Source organism: Vitiosangium sp. GDMCC 1.1324 (assembly GCF_003044305.1).
Classification (GTDB): Bacteria; Myxococcota; Myxococcia; order Myxococcales; family Myxococcaceae; genus Archangium.
The window spans coordinates 135326-157537 of record NZ_PZOX01000024.1; the positions used below are offsets into that span (position 1 = coordinate 135326).

The 22212-nt window shown below is 67.3% G+C and carries 20 protein-coding genes; 7 read left to right on the forward strand and 13 right to left on the reverse strand.

Annotation, left to right across the window (positions count from 1 at the left end):
- Positions 1-58: 58 nt before the first annotated feature.
- Together DAT35_RS61435 and DAT35_RS46395 are read right to left on the reverse strand one after the other, a co-directional pair.
- Positions 59-1444: a hypothetical protein gene (locus tag DAT35_RS61435; RefSeq protein WP_233262108.1), complete on the reverse strand. Its 1386-nt coding sequence runs from the start codon at positions 1442-1444 to the stop codon at positions 59-61.
- An 84-nt stretch (positions 1445-1528) separates the two neighbouring features.
- Entirely contained in the window at positions 1529-3430 is a 1902-nt protein-coding gene (locus DAT35_RS46395; RefSeq protein ID WP_108075776.1) for a Hint domain-containing protein, read from the reverse strand.
- 416 nt (positions 3431-3846) lie between these two features.
- On the opposite strand from DAT35_RS46395, the gene DAT35_RS46400 reads away from it, so the two are divergent.
- A complete protein-coding gene (locus tag DAT35_RS46400; protein WP_108075777.1) occupies positions 3847-4956 on the forward strand; it encodes a mannosyltransferase family protein in 1110 nt (369 codons plus the stop codon).
- Positions 4957-5025: 69 nt separating this feature from the next.
- Here the strand turns inward: DAT35_RS46400 and DAT35_RS46405 are convergent, their stop codons facing one another.
- Both DAT35_RS46405 and DAT35_RS46410 read right to left on the reverse strand, forming a co-directional pair.
- Positions 5026-5418, reverse strand: a complete 393-nt coding sequence (locus DAT35_RS46405; protein WP_108075778.1) for a response regulator — start codon at positions 5416-5418, stop codon at positions 5026-5028.
- A gap of 193 nt (positions 5419-5611) precedes the next feature.
- Positions 5612-6118, reverse strand: coding sequence for a hypothetical protein (locus DAT35_RS46410; protein WP_146210157.1), 507 nt, complete (start codon positions 6116-6118; stop codon positions 5612-5614).
- A 120-nt stretch (positions 6119-6238) separates the two neighbouring features.
- On the opposite strand from DAT35_RS46410, the gene DAT35_RS46415 reads away from it, so the two are divergent.
- Positions 6239-7042 (forward strand): tRNA1(Val) (adenine(37)-N6)-methyltransferase, encoded by an 804-nt coding sequence (locus DAT35_RS46415; RefSeq protein ID WP_108075780.1) that lies wholly within the window; start codon positions 6239-6241, stop codon positions 7040-7042.
- A gap of 6 nt (positions 7043-7048) precedes the next feature.
- Here DAT35_RS46415 and DAT35_RS46420 read toward each other — a convergent pair whose 3' ends face one another.
- The 4 genes from DAT35_RS46420 to DAT35_RS46435 are packed head-to-tail and all read right to left on the reverse strand — an operon-like array spanning position 7049 to position 11184.
- Positions 7049-8617: an alpha/beta hydrolase-fold protein gene (locus tag DAT35_RS46420; RefSeq protein WP_108075781.1), complete on the reverse strand. Its 1569-nt coding sequence runs from the start codon at positions 8615-8617 to the stop codon at positions 7049-7051.
- Between the two features lie 27 nt (positions 8618-8644).
- Positions 8645-9415 (reverse strand): zf-TFIIB domain-containing protein, encoded by a 771-nt coding sequence (locus DAT35_RS46425; protein ID WP_108075782.1) that lies wholly within the window; start codon positions 9413-9415, stop codon positions 8645-8647.
- Entirely contained in the window at positions 9412-9963 is a 552-nt protein-coding gene (locus DAT35_RS46430) for a GNAT family N-acetyltransferase (RefSeq protein ID WP_108075783.1), read from the reverse strand. Before DAT35_RS46430 ends, DAT35_RS46425 begins: the two co-directional genes overlap by 4 nt.
- A gap of 33 nt (positions 9964-9996) precedes the next feature.
- Positions 9997-11184 (reverse strand): winged helix-turn-helix domain-containing protein, encoded by a 1188-nt coding sequence (locus DAT35_RS46435; RefSeq protein ID WP_199243210.1) that lies wholly within the window; start codon positions 11182-11184, stop codon positions 9997-9999.
- Positions 11185-11527: 343 nt separating this feature from the next.
- Here DAT35_RS46435 and DAT35_RS46445 point away from each other — a divergent pair, with 343 nt between their 5' ends.
- Positions 11528-12103, forward strand: coding sequence for a head protein (locus tag DAT35_RS46445; protein ID WP_108075785.1), 576 nt, complete (start codon positions 11528-11530; stop codon positions 12101-12103).
- Between the two features lie 24 nt (positions 12104-12127).
- Here DAT35_RS46445 and DAT35_RS46450 read toward each other — a convergent pair whose 3' ends face one another.
- Complete coding sequence (locus tag DAT35_RS46450; protein ID WP_108075786.1) at positions 12128-13024, reverse strand: LysR family transcriptional regulator; 897 nt, start codon at positions 13022-13024, stop codon at positions 12128-12130.
- Positions 13025-13095: 71 nt separating this feature from the next.
- On the opposite strand from DAT35_RS46450, the gene DAT35_RS46455 reads away from it, so the two are divergent.
- From DAT35_RS46455 to DAT35_RS46470, 4 genes are all read left to right on the forward strand, one after another.
- Positions 13096-14466: an MFS transporter gene (locus DAT35_RS46455; RefSeq protein WP_108075787.1), complete on the forward strand. Its 1371-nt coding sequence runs from the start codon at positions 13096-13098 to the stop codon at positions 14464-14466.
- Between the two features lie 91 nt (positions 14467-14557).
- The gene (locus DAT35_RS46460; RefSeq protein ID WP_108075788.1) at positions 14558-15520 is read left to right on the forward strand and encodes a hypothetical protein; all 963 of its coding nucleotides are present in this window, start codon (positions 14558-14560) and stop codon (positions 15518-15520) included.
- 35 nt (positions 15521-15555) lie between these two features.
- Entirely contained in the window at positions 15556-16902 is a 1347-nt protein-coding gene (locus tag DAT35_RS61985) for an AHH domain-containing protein (RefSeq protein WP_108075789.1), read from the forward strand.
- Positions 16899-17474 (forward strand): imm11 family protein, encoded by a 576-nt coding sequence (locus DAT35_RS46470; protein WP_233262110.1) that lies wholly within the window; start codon positions 16899-16901, stop codon positions 17472-17474. The genes DAT35_RS61985 and DAT35_RS46470 overlap by 4 nt, the downstream gene beginning before the upstream one ends.
- On the opposite strand, the gene DAT35_RS46475 is transcribed toward DAT35_RS46470, so the two are convergent.
- The 4 genes from DAT35_RS46475 to DAT35_RS46490 form a co-directional block, all read right to left on the reverse strand.
- On the reverse strand, positions 17461-18726 hold the full coding sequence (locus DAT35_RS46475) for a hypothetical protein (RefSeq protein ID WP_108075790.1): 1266 nt from the start codon (positions 18724-18726) through the stop codon (positions 17461-17463). The two genes, DAT35_RS46470 and DAT35_RS46475, sit on opposite strands and share 14 nt — an antisense overlap.
- 84 nt (positions 18727-18810) lie before the next feature.
- Positions 18811-20190, reverse strand: a complete 1380-nt coding sequence (locus DAT35_RS46480; protein ID WP_233262111.1) for a hypothetical protein — start codon at positions 20188-20190, stop codon at positions 18811-18813.
- A gap of 103 nt (positions 20191-20293) precedes the next feature.
- Complete coding sequence (locus DAT35_RS46485) at positions 20294-20806, reverse strand: hypothetical protein (protein WP_108075791.1); 513 nt, start codon at positions 20804-20806, stop codon at positions 20294-20296.
- Positions 20807-21000: 194 nt separating this feature from the next.
- Complete coding sequence (locus tag DAT35_RS46490) at positions 21001-22203, reverse strand: NAD(P)/FAD-dependent oxidoreductase (RefSeq protein ID WP_108075792.1); 1203 nt, start codon at positions 22201-22203, stop codon at positions 21001-21003.
- Positions 22204-22212 lie beyond the last annotated feature (9 nt).

Below are 22212 nucleotides of genomic sequence, written 5' to 3' on the forward strand. Positions count from 1 at the left end.
GGACCACGCTCGAGCGTGGTCCCTGCCTGTGCCTTCAAGTCGTGGCGGGAGAAGAAGCCTACTGCTGCTGCTCCCTCAGACGGACGAGCCGCTTGCCGTTCTTGTCCGATACACCCACGAGGAGATCCCGCCCCATGGGAACCAGCAGGGTCACGTTGGTACAGGAGTCCTCGCTGATGAGCAGGGAAACGGCCTGTCCAGCGTTGACGGTGGGCACCTCTCCGGTGCCGACGGCCAGGGGAATCCGGAGGACTCTCTCGGTATCCACCTCGTTGCTGGTCTCCGAGAGGGTGCCGCGGTGTACCGCCAGGCCATTGCCGAAGCCCGCGATGAGGAGGCCCTCCACGTTGCCCGCGTGGATTTCGGGCCAATCGGCCAGGGAGAAGGAAGTCCCATTGGCGAGGGCTTGCGCATAGACGGAGGGCGGCACCGCGTGCAGGTGCTCCTGGATGTCGGCACCACTGAAGTAGCCGAACACGGCGATGCCATTGGCCGTCATCGCGGAGATCCCACCGATCGCCGACCAGTCCGGAGCAAAGGTGGCGAGCGTCATGGCCTGGAAGGGCTGGGTCTGCGTCTTGAGCGCATGGATGGCCGGGTCGCTGTTCGTGGACCCGAGCTTCTCCAATCCCATGGCGCTGACGAAGAACGCACTCGCTCCCGAGCTCGTCGTCGCGATGGCGGACTCGATGCCGGGCGCGGGCAGGTAGACGGAGTTGGCTGGAGCAGCCAGATCATGAACCAAGACCTTGCCGTCCCCATTCGAGCTCCCCTTGATGTAGCCCGCGAGCAGCCGGCTGCCATCGTTGACGAGGAAGTTGCTCGGGAAGATGACGGACGCGCGATCTTCTGGAGCGGCGATCTGCTGGAGTGCCGTGGCGCCAGGAGTGATTTCGGGCCAGGTACCGAGCCCATAGAGGCTCTTGTTGGAGCCGCGCACACCGTACAACTTGAAGCTCCCGCCACTGGGGACCGCGGTGATGGCGGTCATGCCCTGGGGGAACTGAACGGACTCGGCGGAGACGAAGCTCGCGTGAAGCTTCAGCGTGCCGAGCTTGGGGTCATGCGGCAGTTCAGTGCACGACGTGCCTGGATTCGTCCCGGCGTCCGTGGCGGTGCCGGCGTCCACCTGGGTGCCGGCGTCCGTGGCGGTGCCGGCGTCCACCTGGGTGCCGGCGTCCGTGGCGGTGCCGGCGTCCGTGGCGGTACCAGCGTCCACCTGGGTGCCCGCGTCACGTCCGGGCACTTGGGCGTCCCGGATGACGCACAGACTATTCTGGCAGTCGGACTCCTGGCCGGGAGCCAGCGCGCCTTCGGTGTGACAATCCGCTGCCGTCTCGCACGTTGCTGACTGGCACCCGAGGCCCAGCACCATCCAGGGCGCGATGACACCCGCCCAGACGAAGCGCCCATTCCATCTTGTCATCGTTGGTTTGATCGTCATGTGCCTTCGTTCCAAAAGAAAGGAGAGAGGGGGTGGCAAGGTCGGAACCCCACCACCCCCTCTGAAAACCCAATGCGCCTCGGACTAACGAGCCTGGGCGTTCTTGAAGTCCTGGTGCCAGGCCTTGGGCAGGCTGGCCAGCACGTCCACCGGCTTCTTCGCGGGAGTCTCCAGCTCCTGCTGCATCGCCATGTCACCCACGAGGAAGCCGCCCGCGAACATCGTCCGGCCCAGGGAGTCCAGGCCCGCCAGCTCCTCGGTGGTGCCCAGCTTCAGGTTGAACACGCGCTTGCCATTCACCGGCACGCGCTTCACCGAGGTGAGCGAGGCCACGCCCTTCTCCGTGCGCAGCTGATCCTTCACCTTCAGGTTCTTGGCGGCCACCACCTCGCCCTTCGCGGTGATGACCGGGTGCATCTCCGTGAGCGTCACCTCGTGGCCGGCGCTGTCACGCAGGTGCACGAAGGGGTTGAGCTCATTGCCGCGCGCCACGTCCGTCACCGTCAGCACCTTGCCGCCGGCTCCAGCGATGACCTTGTCTCCCATCTTCACCTGCTCCACCGGCACCACCTGGCCGTCCGCCATCTGGATGCGAGTGCCCTCGGCCATGCAGCTGTTGCGGTAGAAGATGCGCTGGGTGGTCAGCGCGCGGCCGTCGATCGCCTGGGACTTGTAGAACGGCTCCAGGGAATAGGTGCCATCCGCGTTGGTGCACTTGGCCTTGCCGAGGATGGTGATGGTGAAGCTGGCCGCCTTGTTGAGGATGATGTTCGCTGGGCAGCCAGTGGTGTTGTCCCCGTTGATGTTGTACGAGGTGTCCGCCAGGTAGTTGAACGTCGCGGCGTAGCTGCCCACGGGCAGCTGGCTCTTGAAGTCCACCGAGTTGGCGCACGTCGTGCCCTCGGCGTGGAGCTTGACCTTGCCGAAGGTGTAGTTGTCCACCGTGCACTGCAGGTAGTTGCGCGCGCCCGCCTTGATCTCCGTGCGGATCGGCAAGTAGAGCCGCGTGGCGTTATACGGCGCGGAGAACGCCCAGTAGTCAGCGGGGTTCAGCACGCCCGGGACGTCGGCCCTCGAGGCGGCGACTCCGGTAGGAGCCGGAGGATAGGCCGTCAGCACGCCCCTGCTGTCGTAGCCGGCCACCGCGTAGTCGCAGTCCACGCCGCCCCGGAGCTGGCACATGAGAATGTCTGCCTGGCTGTTCGCGACGATCTCTCGCGGGTGGATGAGCGTGAAACCACCATCCTCGCGCAGGGCGATGGACGTGCGGGCCACGGTGTACAGGGAGACGTCCCTGCCGGTCACGTCGTCGATCGCGAGCGCCACGGACTCCAGGCGCAGCAGGTGGCCCTCGGCCACGTTCACCGTGGCGACGGTCCCCACGTCGACGAAGTCAGTCCCATTGCCATACTCCTCGCCCGCGTCGGAGGCGACCTGCTTGCTCACCGTCTCCGCCTGGTTGGTGTCGTAGGCGACGATGTCGGCATAGACGTAATTGGCCCCTCCCTCGCAGCTCACATGGACGTACGGCTCGTACGTCATGGTCTGCCCATTGTTGCCGGGGATGGGGGGCTTCACGACCAGGTAGTGGTCGCACCAGATACCTCCCGCCGCGGTCTGGACATTGGCCGCGGTATTCTGGCTCTTGCGCGCGAGGGCCCGCTCACGGATCTGCGTCATCTTCCGGAAGAGCTCGGGCGAGTTCTTCTCGTTCTTGCCCGCCGCCTTGAGCCGGCGCATCAAGAAGCCGTGCTGTGCATCGTTCGACAGGTCGAGCTCGATGCTGATACGGTCGCCGCCCTCGGCCATCTTGGAGTCATACAGCGCGCTCATCTCCGGGGACAGCGCCAGCAACTCCTGGCGCTCCACCGGGTTGGAGAGCGGCTGCAACGCCGTGCTCCAACCGGCGCTCAGCAACGCCAGGCCCGACAATTGCGCGGCACGGATGAAAGGCTTCCACTGCGACAAGGACATCTTGAATCCCATTCGAGTCTCCTTACGCAGACAGACATCACGTCCAATGCGATGTCTTCGGATTCTCACTAAAGGAAAACAAGTTTCACTACAAGTGACAGTCGCGTTTTCCGCTGTTCGCGACAATTTCAACTAAAACTGTTTTGTCACGAATTTGACAAATGGAGCCTGAAAATCGAGCTGTGATTGAAATTTACATCAACGCCCAGAGTGGACTTGCGTTCTTCTTTCTTTCCAAGGAATGAGAAGCCCTTCGGTCTGCGGTCGCCCAGGCCTACCTCCCCTCGGGTGGTGGGGTTCCGTCCAGGCGTGTCGGGCGGCTCCTGGCCCCGTGCGTGCATGGGGGTCGGGCGACGTCATTGACATGCGCCCCTCCCGACTGCGAAGCAACGCCGTCCGCCTTCCTTCCGGAGTCTCCGCTGGCCACGTTGAAACCCGAGCGTCCCTTCCTCCCGGACCTGACGCGCCCCGGTACCGCCCGCTTCGTCGCCGCGAGCGCAGCCGCCATGGTGCTCCTGCACGTGGCCATCTGGAGATGGATCGCATTTCGGCGCCATCAGCCGTTCGGGCATCTCCTCACGTATTGGGACGCGAACTACTACACGGCCATCGCCCGCGACGGGTACCACAGCGGACTCTTCGTCTTCTACCCGGCGTATCCGCTCACCCTGCGGGCCATCGCGATTCCCCTGGGCATCACCGAGTTTCAATGGTTGGGCGCGGCGTTCTCCACCGTGATGTTCGCCCTGTTCGTCTTCATCTGCTTCCGTGTCTCCCAACGGGATGCTCTTCCGGATTGGATGACTCCGCGCACCCGGCTGGGGTGGCTCTTCTTCCTCTTCGCGCCCGCGAGCTACGTCTTCCACTCGCACCACACCGAGTCGCTGTTCCTGCTGCTGTCGTTCCTCTCGTTCTACTTCAGTGGGACGCGGAGGCCGGTCGGGGGTGGGTTCTTCGGCGCGCTCTGCGCCCTGACGCGCAACCAGGGTGTCTTCGTGGGATTGACGACCTCGCTGCTGGCGGCCTGGGTCGAGACGACGCCGGCCCGCCGGGTCCGCGCGTTCTTCGTCACCGGGTTGCTCTGCCTGCTCGGAGTGCTGGGCTTCCTGGCGTTCCAGACCGTCGTCGCTGGCTCCCCCTTCGCCTTCATGCAGTCCCAGCAACAAGGGTGGTCGCACGTGGACTCGGTGGGAGGGGCGTTGAAGACATTCGTCTTCGGCAACCCCTGGCAGAGCGTCGATCCCCACAACGTGCTCTGGTACGTCACGTGGTGGGTCTTCCTCGCGGGGGCCGTGATGATCTCGCGCCGGCAGCCCGCTCTGGGCATCTACGTGGCCCTCTCCCTGCTGGTGCAACTGATGCAGGGTGAGTTCGTCAATACCTTCCGGTATGCCGCCCCGGTGTTTCCGCTGTTCTTCTTCCTGGGTGATGCCTGCGCGCGGCGTCCCCGCTGGTTCCAGGTCATCGCCGTATCGGTCCTGGTCCTGATCAACCTGGCCACCGCGCGGCATTACGGCCTGGGTGAGTGGGCCTATTGAGCCTGGCGAGCCGCCCATGGCGGGTCGGGCTGGCGGTCGACGGGGTGGCGGAGGAGTGACGTGCCCTGCTCAGGCGTGGGCGGCTGCTTGCCGAGGGTGCGGCGCGGACTCGGCGATTCCTTCGAGCGCCTGCGCCACGGCATCCTCGAACTCCTCCAACGGGCAGACCTTCGAGAGGGTTGCCAGGACACCTGGAACCCTGGGAGCCCGCCGGGTGCTGTGCAGGATGATGGGAATGCCTTGGAGCTGGGCATCATGGACGACGTGCCAGCAGAGCTCGACCCCGTCCATGCGAGGCATCATCCAATCCGTGACGATCAGATCCGGCCTCTGCCGGTGGGCCAGCTCCAGCGCCTCGAGGCCATCGTGCGCGTAGGTGACCTCACAGCCCATGATTTCCAGTACGTCGGTGTAGAGTTCGAGGAGCTCCGGCTCGTCGTCGACCAGAAGTATCTTGCTCACGGTGGCAGCCTCTCTTTCCGGAGCGCCTGGCCTGGACAGCGGTTTCGCGCCCCTCATATGGAAGGAATCGCCCACACGCGAGTGTGATGGATGAATCCGCGCATCGCCGAGGGTGAGAGGGGCACGGGCCGCAGCCTGGGCTCCAGGAGAGAAAGACCCGGGGCACGGGGGCTCGATGCCCTGCTCGCCCCGCTCAGTCTCCGCTGCCCGTGACTGACAGCGTGATGGTGCAGCCCTTGCCGGACGTCGCGTCCGTCGTGGACAGCGTCGCGGACAGCATCCGGCGGCCCTCGTGCACGGACACCAGGCCCATGGCGCTCACGTCCAGCGTCACCGTCTGCTCGTCCGACCGGCTGGCGGCGCGGACCGTGCGGGTGTCTATCCGGAACGAGCCGAGCACCCCGGGGCCGTCCCCTGGATCGGGGGTATAGACCTCTCCCACCAGGGGCACCTCGAGCTGCGTGGACGGATCGATGACCTCGAGCACCACCCTCCGCCCGTTGTCGCTCTGGAGGATCTCCACCGTGGGCGCGAGCAGGTAGGGACTGAAGGAACACCGCCCCGTCGGCGAGGCATTCTGGATGGAATACACCCCGGAGATGTTCGGGCAGGTGTTGGAGCAAGGCACTGGCTCGGTGCCGCAGCCGGCGGACGCCAGGGCCAGGAGCACGACGGGAAGGGAGATGTGTCGAACCCTCATGGGGCGGGCAAGCTGTGCATCACCGCCCGTGAAACCAGGGGGGTGGCACGCGCGCGCCCCACGGCTGTGCACCGCCGGATAGAGTGAGGGCCCTCTGCCCGACAGTTCCCGGAACCCCCCTTGAGCGAGACGAGCCCTCCGCCGGACGAGACGATCGACTCCATCGGCACCGCGAGTGTGCGCGTGGTGCAGCGCCGGAGCGGCTACCGTTTCACGTTGGACGCGGTGCTGCTCGCGGCCTTCGCCGCCACCGAGGGCCGGGACGCGGGAGGTCCGCTGTTGGAGCTCGGCGCGGGCAGTGGCGTGGTGTCCTTCCTGCTCGCCTGTCAGTTCGGCCTCGGGCCGGTGGATGCGCTGGAGCTACAGCCCGAGGTGCACGCACGGCTGGTGCGTGCCGTGGCCCTCAATGCGTGCGAGGGACGCGTGCGGCCCGTGCTCGGGGACTTGCGCGAGGCGCGTTCGCTGTTTCCTCCCGGGGCCTACGCGCACGTGGTGTCCAACCCTCCCTTCCGACCGGTGCACGCGGGCGTGCGCAGCCCGGACGCGGAGCGCGCCCTGTCCAAGCAGGAGCTGGCGTGTGATGCGCCCTCGGTGGTGGCCGCCGCCCGGCATGCGCTGTCTCCAGGGGGACGCGTGAGCCTCGTCTACCCGGCGGCGCGGGTGGCGGAGGTGCTCGGGTTGCTCGTGGCGGCGAAGCTGTACCCGGTGGCCCTGCGCTTCGTGCATGCCCGGGTGGAGGCTCCGGCCACGCGCTTCCTCGTGCACGCGGTGCGCGACAGGCAGCGGGGGCTCGCGGTGCGCCCGCCGCTCATCGCTCACGGGGAGGGGCCGGGGGGTTACTCGCCCGAGGTGGCCTCGCTCATGGAGCCACCCCGGGCCGAGCGTCAGCCCTCCCCTCTCATCGAGCCGGAGGGCGGGGATTGAGAGGGATTACGGGGCGGGGTACAGGAACTTGAGGATGTCCCCGAAGCGCGCGGCCCAGGCCTTCTCGTTGTGTTTGGCGCCCTCGATTTCGGTGTATTTGAGGTCGGTGTCGAGCACCCAGCCCTTGTTCACCAGCGCATCGCGGAGCGCCTGGGTATCGGCCACCGTCTCCTGGCTGCCGCTCGACTCCGCGGTGCCGATGTCCACCCAGATGCGCAGCGGCAGCTTTCCGGGCAACGCGTTCACCTTCGAGAGGATGTCCTTCTCGCCCCAGAACACCGACGGGGAGACGACGCCCAGCCGGGTGAAGGTCTCCGAGCGCTTCGTGCCCAGGTACATCGACACCAGGCCGCCCAGCGACGAGCCCGCGAGTCCCGTGTACAGCGCCTCTGGCTTCGTGCGGTAGGTGCTGTCGATGCGCGGCTTCAGCTCCTCGGCGAGGAACTTGCCGTACTCGTCCGCCCGGCCGCCGTGCTCACCGTCGACCTCGGGGTAATTGGGGTCCGGCACCTGCGTGTACTCGGGGCCGCGATCCGAGGTGTTGTAGACGCCTACGATGATGAGCGGCTCCACCTGGCCGGCCAGGACGAGCTGTTGCGCCGTCTCGTCCACGCCCCACTCGCCAGCGAAGGACGTGGTGGCGTCCATCAGGTTCTGCCCGTCGTGCATGTACAGCACCGGGTAGCGGCGATCGGGGTTCTGCTCGTAGTCCGGCGGAAGCCAGATGATGACGTCACGCTTCTTGAGCAGCGGGTTCGCCGGCGTCACGTCGCGCAGGTACTGGATGTTGCCCGTGAGCACCTGCTTGGGCGGCACGCTGTTGTAGTCCGCCCACGAGCCCACCTTGAAGGAGAGGCGCTCGAAGCCGCCAGTCGTCGTGTGGGTGTGATTGTCGACCTCCTCGCCCTGGGCGGTCTTCTCCACGGTGTCCCATGAGCCGCGCGTCGCCTTGAACTCGAACGACGTTCTCGCGGCGAAGGACAGCACGGTGGCATAGCTGCTGTTCACCGCCTTGTAGAGCTTCACTCCCGCTCCATTCCATTCGCCCAGCTCCGGCTGGTTTCCGGAGAGCCAGATGGTGGCGTCCGGTGGAGTGATGTCCGGGACCGCGACGATGATGGCGAGCTGCGGCGGAGGCGTGGGGGTCGGCACTCCCCAGCGCTCCACACTGGCGCTCACGGTCTCCTCATTCTCATGCACGGTGACGGTCCGCGTGGGCACCTTCGTCCCCGTTGCATCGAGCGCCTTCTGTGCTTCCTGCGAGCCCGGGGGCGTCATCTGGATGCTGTAGGTGAGCTCCTTGTCCTTGGGCAGCTTCGCCTTCACCGAGAAGGTGGTGTCGCCCTGATAGACGAGCTCCAGCCCCTGTCCGGAGATGCCGTTGAACGCCGGATCCGAGCCCTTGAGCAGCAGGGTGGCGTCGACGGGCGTCTCGGGGGGCACCGTCACGTCGAACTGGACATCGGAGTAGGTCTGCCCGGCCGGAGGCGTCGTCGGAGGTTTGGGACAGCCGGCCAGGGTCGTCAGCGCGAGCAGCAGGAGGGGCGTGAACCGCGAGGAGTATCGGGGCGTCATGGAGAGGGGGTGACGGGGTGGGGGAAATCAGAAGAGGAGCTTGCCCAGGGCGATGACGACGACCGCGATGCCCTCGGCGATCAGATCCAGGGTGAACAGCTTCTTCGACGCGTTGCGAAGCTCCTCGGTCGAGTCGGGGGGGAGCTCGACGGGCGGAATGGCGTTGGAGCGGGGCTCGGGCTTCGGGTGGAAGTCGCCGAGCTTCTGGTGGGTCATCAGGAGCTGGGCGGCGACCTCGGGCGCCACGTCCCTGCGCGAGCCCGCCGCCATCTGCGCGTCCCGCACCGTGGTCTGCACGCAGTCCGGATCCAGGATGGAGAGGGGCGCCTGGCAGCGCACGCAGGCGCTCAGGTTCGCCACCCGGACGGGCTCGCCGCAGTCCGAGCACAGGAGGGTGTCCACGTGCTTGCGCAGCTCGGTGAGCTCCCTGGGCGTCAGGCTCCGGGCGATGCCCTTCTCACGCAGGAAGTGGAAGAAGCTGATGAAGTGCCCGTGCTCCTTCGGGCAGCGCGAGTACTGGAAGCGGTTGTTGTGCGCCAGGTCGTGCGAGAGCTGGAGCTTCGAGTCGCAGCGGGGGCAGGACATGGGACCATGGCCACCGTACGGGCGGCGCTCGCTCCACTGGCCGTGCATCTCCCGGAAGAGGTGCAGCGTGCCACCCGGAGAGAGCTGACGGCTCTCATGGGTGTCGAACCACAGGCCCCGGCAGCCGTGGCACACGTCGACGGTGACCTGGGCTCCGTTGCGGCCCTCGAAGGACTGCTCGGCCATCTGCTCCTTGCACTCCGGACACTTCATCGCACCTCCAATGCGCGACGCATGACGTGGAAGACGCTCTGCTTGTTGCCGAACTCGGCGATGACCTGCTTCACGGGCTCGAAGCCCATGCGCGCCCAGAAGCGCTGACCCCCCTCGTTGTGCTCGGACACCGCCAGACGCAGGTACACGGCCTCCCGCTGCCGCAGCCATTGCGTCAGCGCCGCCATCAGCTTCGCTCCCAGCCCATGGTTGCGGTGGTGGGGGTCCAACACCAGCAACCCCAGGTACCACTCGCGTGGCTCCGGGTAGTCGCGGATGACGTCGATGGCTCCCACCAGCCGGCCCGCCCCATCGAAGACACCCATGCCGAACTTGTCACCGAGCGCCTTGTTCGGAGGCAGATCCGACAGCAGCTCGCGAATCATCTGCGAGGGGTCCGGTGGAGAGCCGTAATGGAGCTCGATGTGCTCCAGACAGCGCTCGCCCAGCTTGCGGATGATCGGCGCGTCCTCCTCCGAGACCCGCCGTACCCGGTACTCCCCGACCTCGAACAGGGTTTGTTCCCTCGGAGTTGTCGTCCACCACATTTCGGGGCGCAACCCTAGCAGGTGGTGCGAGCCTCAGCCCACCCGGGCCCGGGGCCTGCGCACCTTCACGGCACCACAGGCCTTGGCATGGCGCGTCAGGGCCTCGTCGAGCGCCGCGTCGTCCAGCTTCACCCCCTTCTCCCTCCAGAGCTTCTCGACTCGGAGTACGCCGTCCTGCACGCGCGCTTGCATCCGCCCCACGAGCTGGCCCCGGTGCAGCAGCGGGCACACGTACCAGCCCCAGCGGCGCTGCTCCTCGGGCTTGTACACCTCCCACACGTACTCGAAGCCGAAGAGCAGGTTCACCAGCGCGCGGTCCCACAGCAGTGGATCCAACGGGCCCAATATCCGCATCCGCTCGTCCGGAGCCGTCACGGGCCGAGAGCGGAACCCCGCGGGAGCCAGGTAGCGCTTGGGCGAGCCGGGCAGCGCCACCTCCTCGAGCAGGCCCTCGCGCACCAGGGCATCTGGCAGCGGCGAGGTGCGCACCGGGGACAGGGAGGACCAGTGCGCCCCGGCGGCACGGGAGAGCAGGCCCGCGGCCTCCACACGCTCGGTGAGGGCCCAGCGCTCGAAGTCCTCGCCGCCGGTGTAGCCCGTGGAGGAGCGCGCCACGTTGGGGAGGGCCCGGTGGGGAACGTCGTAGCGCTTGCCACCCGGGCCGCGGCCGCACACGACGATTTCACAGCGCGTCCAGAGCACCTCGAGCGCCATGGAGGTGGCCTTCGCCGTGCCCTTCCATCCACTCCAGTCGAGCGGCTTCACGGCACCATGGTCGGTCAGCTCCGAGGCGGTGAGGGGGCCTCGGGCCTCGAGCTCCTCGAGGACGGCGCGAGGCACGTTCTCGGGGAGGCGCTCGAGCCGCGTGGCGAGGCGCCACCATGGGGTTTCGAGTGAGCGGTCGCGGTAGTGGGGGAAGGCGCTGGCGGGGAGGATGCAGCGCTCCTTGGCCCAGTGCTCGAAGGCGTGGCCCGGGTAGAGGTGGCGGTACACGTCGCCCTTGGAGAGGCCTTCCACGCGAGCGAGCGCCACCAGGTCCGCGTTGGTGCCGATGACATCGAGTGGATCCAATTGGATGTGACGCAGGTGGTGCAGCAGCGCGCGCACACCCTCGGCGCCCGGTGGGTAGGGAGGAGCAGCGAGCCCGAGATGGCTGACGAGCCAGGCGCGTGCCTCGTCGAGGGGCAGCGTCATGGCGGGAGGCGGTGTCTTCTTCGGCATGGGAGCGCTGCGGATTATCCTTCGAGCCGCGTAGATTCTCATGGGGCCTGGTGGTAAGCGCCGCCTGCATGAGACGTGCGAAGTGTTACCTGCTTCTAGGAACAATGACCTTTTTGCAGGAGCGCCGTCCCCAGGAGTTTTCGACCACGGACCAGGCGGTGGATTGGTTGAAGCGCAATCGCACCGAGGTTCTGGTGGGAAGCCTTGTCTTCGTTGCAGGAGTTGCCTTTTTCGTAGCCTTTCCTCCCGGGGCGATTCTTGGGGCAGTGGTTTCCCTGGTGCCAGTGACGGCCCTGGCCTCATCGGAGGTCATTTGCGAGCCTCACAGAGCGGTGGTGGCGCCGTGACGATTTACGACCGTATTCTCGAAGCGCAGGAGCTTCTCGGGAAGACTCGCGAAACTTCTCAATCCCCCGAAGAGAAGGAGTTGCTCCATCTCGCCATCGATGCGCTCTGGTTCATCTGGACGAATGGCCATTCAGATGAGTTCGCGGACTATCGAAAAGATGTCCAGTCCGACGGCCCGGCCCGAGTCGTCGCCGCGTTCAAGACACGCGACGAGGCAGATACCTGGCTGAAGGCAAACCCCAACCCACCTGATCTGGCTTATGTGCTGATCGCAGACGAATATCACATCGTCATGTATTCTCGTGAGCGCAACATCCGCGCGCTCGCCCCGCATCCGACTCTCGAGTTTCATCTCGAGGAGATGACGAAGGACGGTCTTCCTCCGACAGTGGCCACGTTCAACACCCACGAGGAGGCAGACGCATGGTTTGGCGGGCAATCGGAGCCACCAGCGCAGACAGTCGTCCAGATCGGGGGCGAGCTCTACCTGGCGGTGTACTACCGGAACATCCATCACCGTGCCTTCTTCCCCTTCTCCATGGCCGAGCGTAGAAGGAAGAGAACAGTGTAGGGGGCCGACAACCTTTCTTGTCTGTCACGAAGGCCCGGAGCGGCGCAACGCATCCACGATGAAGGTCTTGAGCGCCCGGGCCGCCGCCGTGAGGTACTCCTCGCCCCGGTGCACCAGGACCACCTGGCGCCTCGGGCCTCCCTTCGTCAACTCCACCACGTCGAAGTTTCGCGAGGCATGGTCTCTCGTCATCAGCGCCGGCAGCAGTGCCACGCCCAGCCCTCGCTCCACCATCCGCCTCAGCCCCTCGGCGCTGTCCATCTCCACCGCGATCCGCGGCTTCACTCCCCTTTCCTCGCACGCCGCTTCCAGCGCATGGGTCCCCGCCATACCTGGAATCACCACCCAGGGCTCCTCCACCGCCTCCGTCAATGCCACCGGTCTCTTGAGTTTCGTGAGCCGGTGCCCTCGCGGTACCGCCAGCACCATCCCCTCCTCCCACAGTTTCTGCGCCACCAGGTCCAGCCGCTTCAACGGCAGGCTCACGATGCACAGGTCCAGCTCGCCGCTCGCCATCCGGGCTTCCAGCATGTCGTGCGACCCATCGCTCAGCCGCGGTAGCACCTCGGGATAGCGGCGTTTGAACGCCTCCACCAACTCCGGCAGCAGGTATGTCCCCACCGTCCGCAGCGTTCCCAGTGACACCGGGCCCCTCGGCGTCGTCGTCAGCTCGCCCAGCTCCGCCGTCCCCACCGTCATCGCGTCCAGGGCCCGTCTCGCGTGCGGCAGGAAGCGCTCTCCCGCGTCCGTCAGCACCACCCCGCCCGGTGCCCGGACGAGCAGGCGCACCCCCAGCTCCGTCTCCAGGGACTTCAGTTGTCTCGACAGGCCCGGCTGGGAGACGCCGAGTTGCCTGGCCGCTACCGTCAGACGGCCCTCCCGCGCCACCTGCAAGAATGCCTTGAGCTGTTCCGTGTTCATGCGGTTTCCGCATCCACTCTATGCGGAAGATGCGGTTTCCGCATGCCGCCCGGTCAGCTACTGATAGCGCCATGGATGCGAGTGTTTCCGAGGTTCAGTCCGCCGCCCGTCCCGGTCTCGCCCGGCGCATGGCCACCGCCGCGGTGATGCTCGGCCTGGTGGTCTCCGCCTTCGAGGCCACCGTCGTCACCAGCGCCATGCCCACGCTCACCCGCGAGCTCGGCGGCCAGCACCTCTACTCGTGGGTCTTCTCCGCCTACCTCTTCGCCTCCACCGTCGGCGTGCTCCTCTTCGGCAAGCTCGCCGACAACCTCGGCCGCAAGCCCGTCTTCTCGCTCGGCATGGGCCTCTTCCTCCTCGGCTCCGTGCTCTGCGGCTTCGCGCAGTCCGTGCCCGCCCTCATCGCCTTCCGCGTCATCCAGGGACTCGGCGCCGGCGCGCTCCAGCCCACCACCATGACCATCAGCGCCGACCTCTACACGCTGCGCGAGCGCGCCGCCGTCCAGGGCGTCTTCACTGGTGCCTGGGGCGCCGCCAACGTCATCGGCCCCCTCATCGGCGGCTGGCTCGTGATGCATGCCTCCTGGCGCTGGGCCTTCCTCGTCAACGTCCCCGTCGGGTTGATCGCGCTCGCGATGCTTCATCTGTCCTACCGCGACCCCGCACGTGCGACCTCCCGCGTCGACATCTGGGGACCCGCCCTCACGGGTGCCTCGTTCGGCCTGCTCCTCTTCGCCCTCGAGCGCGGTGGGAGCGAAGGGCTGCGGCTCCCCTTCGCCGTCGCCGCCTGCGTGGGGCTTGGCGCCGTCGCGTGGCAGCAGCGCACCTCTCCCTCCCCGATCATCCCCCTGGAGCTCCTGAGAGACCGCACCGTCCTCAGTGGCGTGCTCGGCGGCCTGGTCGGCGGCGGCCTCCTCTACTCCACCACCGCCTTCGTCCCCCTGTGGATGACCGAGCGCGGCGGCTACAGCCCCCTCATGGCCGGGCTCGCCCTGGTGCCGCTGCTCACCGGGTGGGCCTGCGGCTCCACCTTCGGCGTGCGCGTCTTCATGCGCGGCGGCCTGCGCGCCAGCGCCGGAGGGGGCTTCGCCATCGCCCTGCTCGGCGCCTCGCTGTTCACCCTCGGGGTCACATACGGCTGGGGCACCGCCGCCACCTTCGCGAGCCTCGGCCTGCTGGGGCTGGGGCTCGGGCCGGCCGCCTCTACTTCGCTGATCGGTCCCCAGACGCGCGCCCCCTGGCAACACCGCGGGATGATCACCAGCGCCATGTACGCCACCCGCATGCTCGGGGGCTCCTTCACCATCGCCGCCGTGGACCTGGTCCACGGGGGGTTCGCCCTGCGCTTCGCCCTCGTCGCCGCCATCGCCGGGGTCGCCGCCCTGACGCTCTCCACCCTGGCTCCGGGCCGCGTCGTCACCGAGGCCAGCCCCGCCTCCTGAGCGCCCGCCTCCCCTCCTTCCTCCCAGACGATGGCTCCCGGACGGTGGGTTTCTTCGCACCCGCGCCCCGGACACGCCATGATGCGCCGCCATGGGAAGCACGAAGTATCTACAGAGGCGGCTCGGAGTCCCCCTGGCGTTCCTGCTGGGGACGCTCGTCACGGGCTCCGCCGCGCGTGCCCAGGACACGGCCACTCCCGCTCCCGATGCAGCCAGCCAGGTCCAGGCTCCTCCCTCCCCCGCGAGCGCCAGCTCGGAGCAGGCCGGGGCGGCTCTGGCTCCCGAGGAGGAGATTTCGCAGTGCGGTGACAAGCAGGTCGGCACGGGCGAGGGACAGCTCCGGCCGCTCGGGCACGGCTTCTACGCCGATGGGAACCGGGTGCGGCGCGGGTGCACGCTGCTGCTCCAGCGTCCCCTGAAGTACCGTCCGCCGGTGCCCTTCGCGCCGGACTCGTTCCGCCCCATGGGGTGCGGCTTCTTCCGCTACGCCACCAGTGTGTATTGGGGCCAGCCCCTGAGCGATGCGGACCACGTGAACGAGCCCAACGGCCAGCGCGCCGACGTGCTCGTCCGCCTGGACCTGGCCGACGCGGAGACCTTCGAGGTGGATGCCGGGTGCCGTCCGCGTGATGCGCGGTTCTTCTATCTCAACCACACCGCCCGCCCCGAGTTCCCCGCCTTCGTCGCCGTTCCGCGCGGGGATGGGCAGGGGTATGAGGAGCTCGGGTGTGGCTTCGTGCGGTACGAGGGTCGCGTCTTCTTTGGAACCCGGCTCGTGGATGGGGTGCATGCGCCCTCGTTCACCTCGGTGCTGGGCCGGCTGCCCTACCTCGAGTGTGGCGCGGGGATGTACGGCCGAGACCGGCTCAAGGTGTGGTGGCAGCACGAGCTGTTGCGCGGCGCCAAGGCGAAGACGTTCCGGATTCCCAAGGATGAGAACCCCGAGTTCCGCGTGTCCTGCGATGGGCGTCGCTCGTTCCAGCTCGCCACCGTGGACAAGAAGCCGAACCCGCTCTGCCGGGGGGCCAAGAAGCCCGTGAAGAAGCGCAAGTAGGTGGCTTTTCGAGAGGGCGGAACGGGCGAGGGCCCATGACACTGAGAATCCTCCTCGCCCTGTGTGTGGTGTTGCCGCTTCCGGTCTGGGCTGCCTCATCCGAGGTGGAGACCGTGACGGTGAGTGAGCACCACGGCCCGGCAGACGGGAGTGGACTCGAGCTCACCTTCAAGCGATTGCCGCCGGACCCGGCCCTGGCCCGGCTCAGAGTGGAAGACGCGCGGGCGTTCGTGGATGCCATGGAGGAGGCATTCCGGGCGGCCGGGTTGCAGTCAGGGACGCCTGCCTCGAGGACATTGTCGGCGTGTGTATTCTCGGGAGGCCTGGGCTGCGGGCCACCACCTACGAGCGTGCAGCCTGCGGAGCTGGAGAGAAGGCTGCGCAGGGCCTACGAGGAACTCTACGGCGCTTCCTCCGTGCCGCTGCCGAACTCCCTGGAGGAGAGCCGGTGGTTCCAGGCACTCAAGCTGTCGCCGCGCTACATGCACGAGGGAGTGCGAGAGGCAGCCATGGAGCTGCTCAACTCCCCCACCGTCGCGTACTCGGTGGCGCTGTCCATGATGCTCTATATGGTGGCGTGGGCGGCGCCGGAGCCAATTTTCAGCAAGGCATTGGCCGCGGCAGTCACAGTCGGGCTGATGATGACGTACACGGCGGCGGAGCTCTACACGGTGGGGATGGCCTGCCTGAACCTGTACCGGGAGGCGGAGGCGGCGAGGACGCAAGAGGAGTTGGAGGCTGCGGCCGAGCGATTCGGGAGGGCGATGGGAGGAGTGGGGCTGAGGGTGCTGGTGACGGTGGCGGGAGCGAAGCTGGCCAGGAGTCTGCCAGAGGTGCCCCAGGGAGGAATGTGGGCGCGCTTCTCGCCGCCGCGCTCCGCTTTCGCGGGAGGAGGTGCGCGGGGAGGATTCACGGTGGGGGCGGGGACTCGTGCGCAGGTGAGCGTGGCGAATGGCACGGTGGTGCTCATGGGGGTGTCGGCGAATACGGCGGCCTCCGCGGCGGTGGCGGCCTCACGGACGACGGGGGCCTGCCGGGACGAGTCGAACAAGGGGGATGCGAGGGGCCATCACATCGCCACCAACAAGAACGATACGGCCGAGGTCCGAGGTGGCCCCTGGACTCCTCTGTTCGAACAACTCTTCAAGCGGGCGGGAATGAACCTCGACGACCCCGCGAACATCGTTCATCTCATTGGTCACCAGGGTCCCCATCCCGAGGAATACCACCAGTACGTCTACGATAAGCTGAGACGTGCTGTTTCAACCTGTCAGAGCCGGGCTGAGTGCAAGCTCAAGCTCATTGAGGCGCTTGACGAAATCGCAGCCGACATATGCAGGCCTGGTTCGAAGCTCCACAAGCTGCTCACGAAAAAGCCATGAAACCTCGGACCCGATATTTCGAGATGAGGGACGACGTGCATATCCCAGGGCGTTGGTATGTGGAGAGCCCGTTGGACGATCAGGGGGAAGAAATCTTCCCTTATCAATTCTTGCAGGGGAAGATTCTTAGATGGGAGAAGCCTCTCTTCCTCCCCATGTATCGGCGGGGACGTGCGTTGGATTTCAGCTGGACCGGCCTTGGCTTCGTCGTCGTCAGCGGCCGTTTCGTTTCAGTCTGTGAGCGGCTGGGTCTTCAAAACGAAGTACAGTTCGTCCCGGCACGAGTGGAGGAACATCCCGAGTCTTATTTCGTCCTCAACACCCTTCGCACCATCCGCTGCGTCGATGAGGCTCGATGCGACGAGGTCTCATTCTACGAGCCCGGGTACGAAGATCCCGGGCTGGTGGGTCAATATCGGCACATCTCTGGGCTGAAGGTGGACCCGGAGAAGATTGGGGACGCCAGCATCTTCCGCCCATGGGGCTGGCCCGTGGCCCTCATCGTCTCCGAGCGCGTCAAGCGGGCCATGGAGGAGGAGGGCCTGAGTGGCCCCGCATTCATCGAGGTCTGAACGCCAGCGGATCCTCGATCGGTTCCGGCATCACCCAGAGGGTCGTGGGCTCGCGGTAGCCGCCCTCGAAGGAATCGAGGATCGGCGGCCAGCGGTCCCAGAACGTTGCCCAGCCGTAGTCCGTAGGCGGTGCGGTGAGAGGATTTCCGTCCCGGTCCTCATGGGCGTACGCGTAATCCGCCAGCGTCCATTCCAGCGTGCCGAAGTACACCACGAGCATCGGTGTCATCATCCGCATCACCTCCGGGCGGGACACCTCGTCCGTGCGCGGCACCACTGGCGAGAAGGCCGGTTGCACCGCGTCGTGTTGCTCGCGCCACGCCAGAGAGTTGTTGGCCACGGCGATGAGTGCCTCGCGCTCCGAGGACTCGGGCGTGAGCCGGGCCCGCTCGTAGAGCGCGAAGGCCGCCACCACCAGGCTCCTCCCGTCCATTCCGGGGAAGAGCTGGTCGAAGGCATGGGGCCTCGGGGTGTCGTGCGCGTGGGCGAGCGCGTACTCATAGGCGAGCCGCGTCTCCTCGGGCCGCGCGCCCGTCAGCGTGAACTCCGCGAGCACGCGCCCGGGCGTCACCTCTCCCGCCGACTGACGCCACTCCAGGTACGCGTTCGCCGCTCCGCCGATGTCCGCGAAGATGGCCACGTTGCCCTCGTTCAGCGTGCGCTCCAGCGTGCGCACCACGGCCTCCGCCTTGTCGAGTGGCTCCAGGCCCGGCGCGCCCCAATAGAGCGAGGCCAGGCGCGTCGTGGTGGTGGCGAGCGTGCGAGGGTCCACGAGGGCCTCCGCGTTCATCGCCGTGGTGAGCGCTCCGAGCGACGCCGCCGCATCCGTGGGCAGACCCTGGGCCGCCAGCTCCAGGGAAAGCTGCTCCACGGACAGCCGCACCGAGCCCACGAGGTCCACCCGGTCGAGCGCCTCCAGGACGGACAGCGAGGGCCGTCCCCGGGCCGCGTCGAGCAGGTGCCGGGCCATGGCGGCGTTGAGCATGCCCTTGCCGGCCGCGCTCGAGGCGTGGGGGGCGAAGACGAACCAGTTGGGGCGCAGGCTGCTCGTGCCTCCGGGCTGGAAGTCCGGGTCGAGCAGCGTCTGAAAGGCATTGGCGAGCTGGATGTAGCCCTCGGTGATGCGGCGGTTGTCCTCGAGCGGCGTGGTGCCTTCAGCGGCTCGGGCCAGCGGCGAGGACAGCGTGGTGCTCAGCAGGAGCACGGCGAGGACGTGCCCGCGGGGTGGAACGCGCGAGGAGGCTTCGATCACTCGCCGAAGGTATGCATCGTGCGCAACACTCCAACCCTCCTCGGGTAGGAGCACCGGCCCGGACGTCCAGCGGACGACGTTTCCCTACGGAGGCCCCGAGTTGGCCGAACTCCCCGCGCCGTCCTTCCCCGCCCCGCCGAGCTTCTCCTTCAACGTGCTCAGCCCCTGGTGGCCCGCCTCGCGCGCCTTGTCCAGCACGCTCCCGGCCTCGCGCATCACGTCCTCGGTCTTCACCGCCGCCAGCCCCCGCTGCACCCGCTCCATCCACCGGATGGGCTCGTACACCTGTTTCGCCCGCTCCTCGCCCAGCACCGTGATGAGAATCTTCTCCAGGCCTCCGGCCCTCGCCACCAGCGCGCGCACCAGGATGACCGCCGCGCGCTGCTGCCGGAACACTGGCAGGCTCTTGCCGTGCTTGCGCAGCTCGTCCGCGCTCGCCTGGAGCTCCTTCCGGATGGGCTCGTCCAGGTACGGGCTGCGCGCCAGCTTGTCGAGGCTCGCCGCCGCCTCCGGGTACCGCTCGCGCCGGTAGCTCACCAATGCCGAGCCCCACCACGTCAGCTCGTTCTCGACGCCCAGTTTTTCCAGCGACTTCAGCCCCGCCTCCACGTCATCCGCCGCCTGCTCGTCGCGCTCGAGCTGCATCCGGTTCCACGCGCGCAGGCAGTGGCCTATCGCCAACAGGCCCTCGCGCTCCTGCTCGACGGTCGTTCCCCACTTGTACAGCAGGCTGCCCTCGTCGCCGGGCAGCCTCTCCACCTCCGCCAGGTACGCCGTGAGCTCCTCCTCGGCCGCGTAGTGGTAGCGCGCCTGCATGAAGGACAGGCCCCGGCTCGCCCGCGACACCGTCCGCAACACGGCGGGCCACTCGGCCCTCGGTGTGGCTCGCGAGAACTCATACAGCGTCATGTCCGTCACCGGCAGCTTGTTGCCCTGGTCCGCCGTGTCCAGGGCCACCAGCACCATTCCCACGAACAGGTGCTCCATGCCGTTGTCGTAGCCAGGCAGGGGCGGCTCCAGGGGCGCGTTCGACCTGGCTTGCTCCTTCGTCCACAGCAGCGGGTAATCGTCCTCGTCGTGCTCCCGCAGCGTCTGTTTCGCCTTGTAGAAGGCCACCGCCAGCTTCAGGTACGTCTCCGCCTCCCGGCGCGCCTCCTCTGCGGTGACTGCCTTCTCGGGCAGGTTCTGCGTCTCCTCGAGTATCTTCCAGAGCGCCGTCACCGCCTCGGGCTCCTCCGCCGTGCCCTGCGCCCGCAGCGTCAGCTTGAACGCGCGGTAGGGCACCAGCGTGTTGGAGTCGCGGATCTTCTTTTCAATTTCCGCCCGCTCCTCCGCGGCGCGCTCGGCGTCCGTCTTGCGGCAGCCTCCGCACGCCGCGAGCAGCGCCAGCGTCAGCGCGCTCAGGGTGTTCCTCAGCCGGTGGGTTCGGGAGGGCGGGAGCGCGAGCGAGGGACGGTGTCCCACGAGAAGCGGGCATCGCGTGGTCACACTAGCCGCTCGGAGGCTCGGGACGTAAGGGAGGGGCACGCGGGCCCGTCCGAGCCCGCGTGCCAGGAATGCGCACCGCTCAGCCGACGATGATGGTGCAGACGCCGTCGGTGCACTGCAGTCCGTCGCAGCACAGCGTGTCCGCGCCGCACGCGCTTCCCCGAGGGGCACACGTGGGCCCACCGGCATCCGGGGTTCCGGTTCCGGAGCCGGCATCCGGCTGCGGGCCCGGTTCGCCGCCCGCGTCGGGCTCGGTCGTTCCGCCGTCCTGCTCCGAGGTTCCTCCACAGGGGCCGAGCGTATCTCCATGCTTCAGGTGCGCCTTCACCGCGGGCTGTCCCACGATGAGGGTGTGCGCACGGGCCGGATTGCCTGGAGGGATGTGGCACACGGTCACCTTCCCGTTTTCGTCGGGGGCGGTGTTCCCGGCCGGGGTGCCATCCTGCGAGTCACCGGCATTCAGGTTGTCGCCCTGGAGGTTCGAGTTGTCACCCTCCTCGGGCACCTGGGTTCCACCACAACCTCCGACGAGGGCCACCCAGAGCGTGGCGGCGAGGACGGAGGAGAGGGTCATCGTCTTCTTCAGTGTCATGGCTTCCCTCACGAGCAGTGATGCCTGCCAGAGAACACATCTCCACAATCCCCCCGCTCCCCGGCTCGAAGAGGACCCTGAAAGGCATTGAGTGGCCACCGGCTACAAAGAGGAAGGAGTCTTCCAGTGGCTGTGTTTGTGTGGAGGTGGGAGGGAGTCGGTCATGCACCGGTGTTCCTGCTACCTACGCGCTCTCAGTCCCAGGCGACCCTGTACTTGAATTGCCAGTCGTTCATGCGCTCGCCCATGAGGGAGAACATGACCGACAGGAAGCGGTCCCTCAGCCAGCACGCGAAGGGGCTCAGCATCTTCTTCTGGTCTCCCATGCGCCGGCCCTCGAGGATCAACCGCTCCACCCTCGGGCGGCGGTCCCGCTCGAAGCGCGCGAACACCTGCTCGAGGTCCACCGCGGCTTCTCCGCGCAGCAGGCTGGCCAGGTACATGGAGTCCTCGAGCGCGACGGAGGCGCCCTGTCCGGTGTTCGGGCTCATGGCGTGCGCCGCGTCACCGATGAGCACCACGCGCCCGCGGTGCCACTTCGGCAGGAGTCCCACGTCGTGGATGTTGGTGCGGACGATGTCCTGGCTCTGGGTCAGGAGGGCCTCGATGGGCGCGGGCCAGCCCGCGTGGACGGTGAGCAGCGTCTTCCTCAGCTCCTCCGTCGACAGGGTGGCGAGCTCCTCCCGCGTCAGCTCCTCGGCTCGAGGCAGGTTGCTCCACCACATCACCCTGCCCTCTCCGCCGCCGCAGTAGCCGAAGAAGCCTCCCCGCCCCAGCGTCATCTGGAGGCAGGACCTGTCTTCCGCACGCCAGCCGGGGACCTGCGACTCGGGAACGAAGCCTCCCAGGCCGATGAGGCCGCTGTAGAAGAGCTTCGGGCCCTCGGGCAGCAGCAGCTCGCGCGTGCGGGAGCGGATTCCGTCCGCGCCCACGAGGAAGTCTCCCCGTGCGCTCGTTCCGTCCTCGAAGTGGGCGACGACTTCCTGGCCCTCGTACGACAGGGCGGTGAGGCGCTTCTGGTATTCCATTCGCACCCCCTGCCGTTCGAGCTCGTCCCGCAGGGTCTCGTGAACCACCGCACGCGGGAGCGTCACGGCGGACTGGCCGTACTTCTCCACGCGGCCGTTGGGGAACCTCGCCAGCTTCGTGCCCCGGTGGTTCTGGAAGCCCATCTCCGTGGCGAGCGTCCCCTTCGTCCGAATCCTCTCCGAGAGGCCCAGCGCCTCCAGGATGTTCATCCCGTTGGGGGCGAGCTGCAGCCCTCCTCCGATGCTGTCACTGCGGGAGTACGCCTCGTACACGGTGGCGGTGAGGCCCGCCTTCTTCAGGAAGAGCGCCAGGGCCGGTCCAGCGATTCCCCCTCCGATGATGACCGCATGGGTGTTGCGCGTGCTCATGTGCTTCCT

Bases quoted from the DNA above. Each gene is read 5' to 3' on its own strand.
- DAT35_RS46450 (WP_108075786.1), bottom strand. From the start codon at position 13,024: ATGAACACGGAACAGCTCAAGGCATTCTTGCAGGTGGCGCGGGAGGGC.
- DAT35_RS61435 (WP_233262108.1), bottom strand. From the start codon at position 1,444: ATGACGATCAAACCAACGATGACAAGATGGAATGGGCGCTTCGTCTGG.
- DAT35_RS46470 (WP_233262110.1), top strand. From the start codon at position 16,899: ATGAAACCTCGGACCCGATATTTCGAGATGAGGGACGACGTGCATATC.
- DAT35_RS46455 (WP_108075787.1), top strand. From the start codon at position 13,096: ATGGATGCGAGTGTTTCCGAGGTTCAGTCCGCCGCCCGTCCCGGTCTC.
- DAT35_RS46420 (WP_108075781.1), bottom strand. From the start codon at position 8,617: ATGACGCCCCGATACTCCTCGCGGTTCACGCCCCTCCTGCTGCTCGCG.
- DAT35_RS46485 (WP_108075791.1), bottom strand. From the start codon at position 20,806: ATGACACTGAAGAAGACGATGACCCTCTCCTCCGTCCTCGCCGCCACG.
- DAT35_RS46460 (WP_108075788.1), top strand. From the start codon at position 14,558: ATGGGAAGCACGAAGTATCTACAGAGGCGGCTCGGAGTCCCCCTGGCG.
- DAT35_RS46395 (WP_108075776.1), bottom strand. From the start codon at position 3,430: ATGGGATTCAAGATGTCCTTGTCGCAGTGGAAGCCTTTCATCCGTGCC.
- DAT35_RS46430 (WP_108075783.1), bottom strand. From the start codon at position 9,963: ATGTGGTGGACGACAACTCCGAGGGAACAAACCCTGTTCGAGGTCGGG.
- DAT35_RS46435 (WP_199243210.1), bottom strand. From the start codon at position 11,184: ATGCCGAAGAAGACACCGCCTCCCGCCATGACGCTGCCCCTCGACGAG.
- DAT35_RS61985 (WP_108075789.1), top strand. From the start codon at position 15,556: ATGACACTGAGAATCCTCCTCGCCCTGTGTGTGGTGTTGCCGCTTCCG.
- DAT35_RS46490 (WP_108075792.1), bottom strand. From the start codon at position 22,203: ATGAGCACGCGCAACACCCATGCGGTCATCATCGGAGGGGGAATCGCT.
- DAT35_RS46410 (WP_146210157.1), bottom strand. From the start codon at position 6,118: ATGAGGGTTCGACACATCTCCCTTCCCGTCGTGCTCCTGGCCCTGGCG.
- DAT35_RS46425 (WP_108075782.1), bottom strand. From the start codon at position 9,415: ATGAAGTGTCCGGAGTGCAAGGAGCAGATGGCCGAGCAGTCCTTCGAG.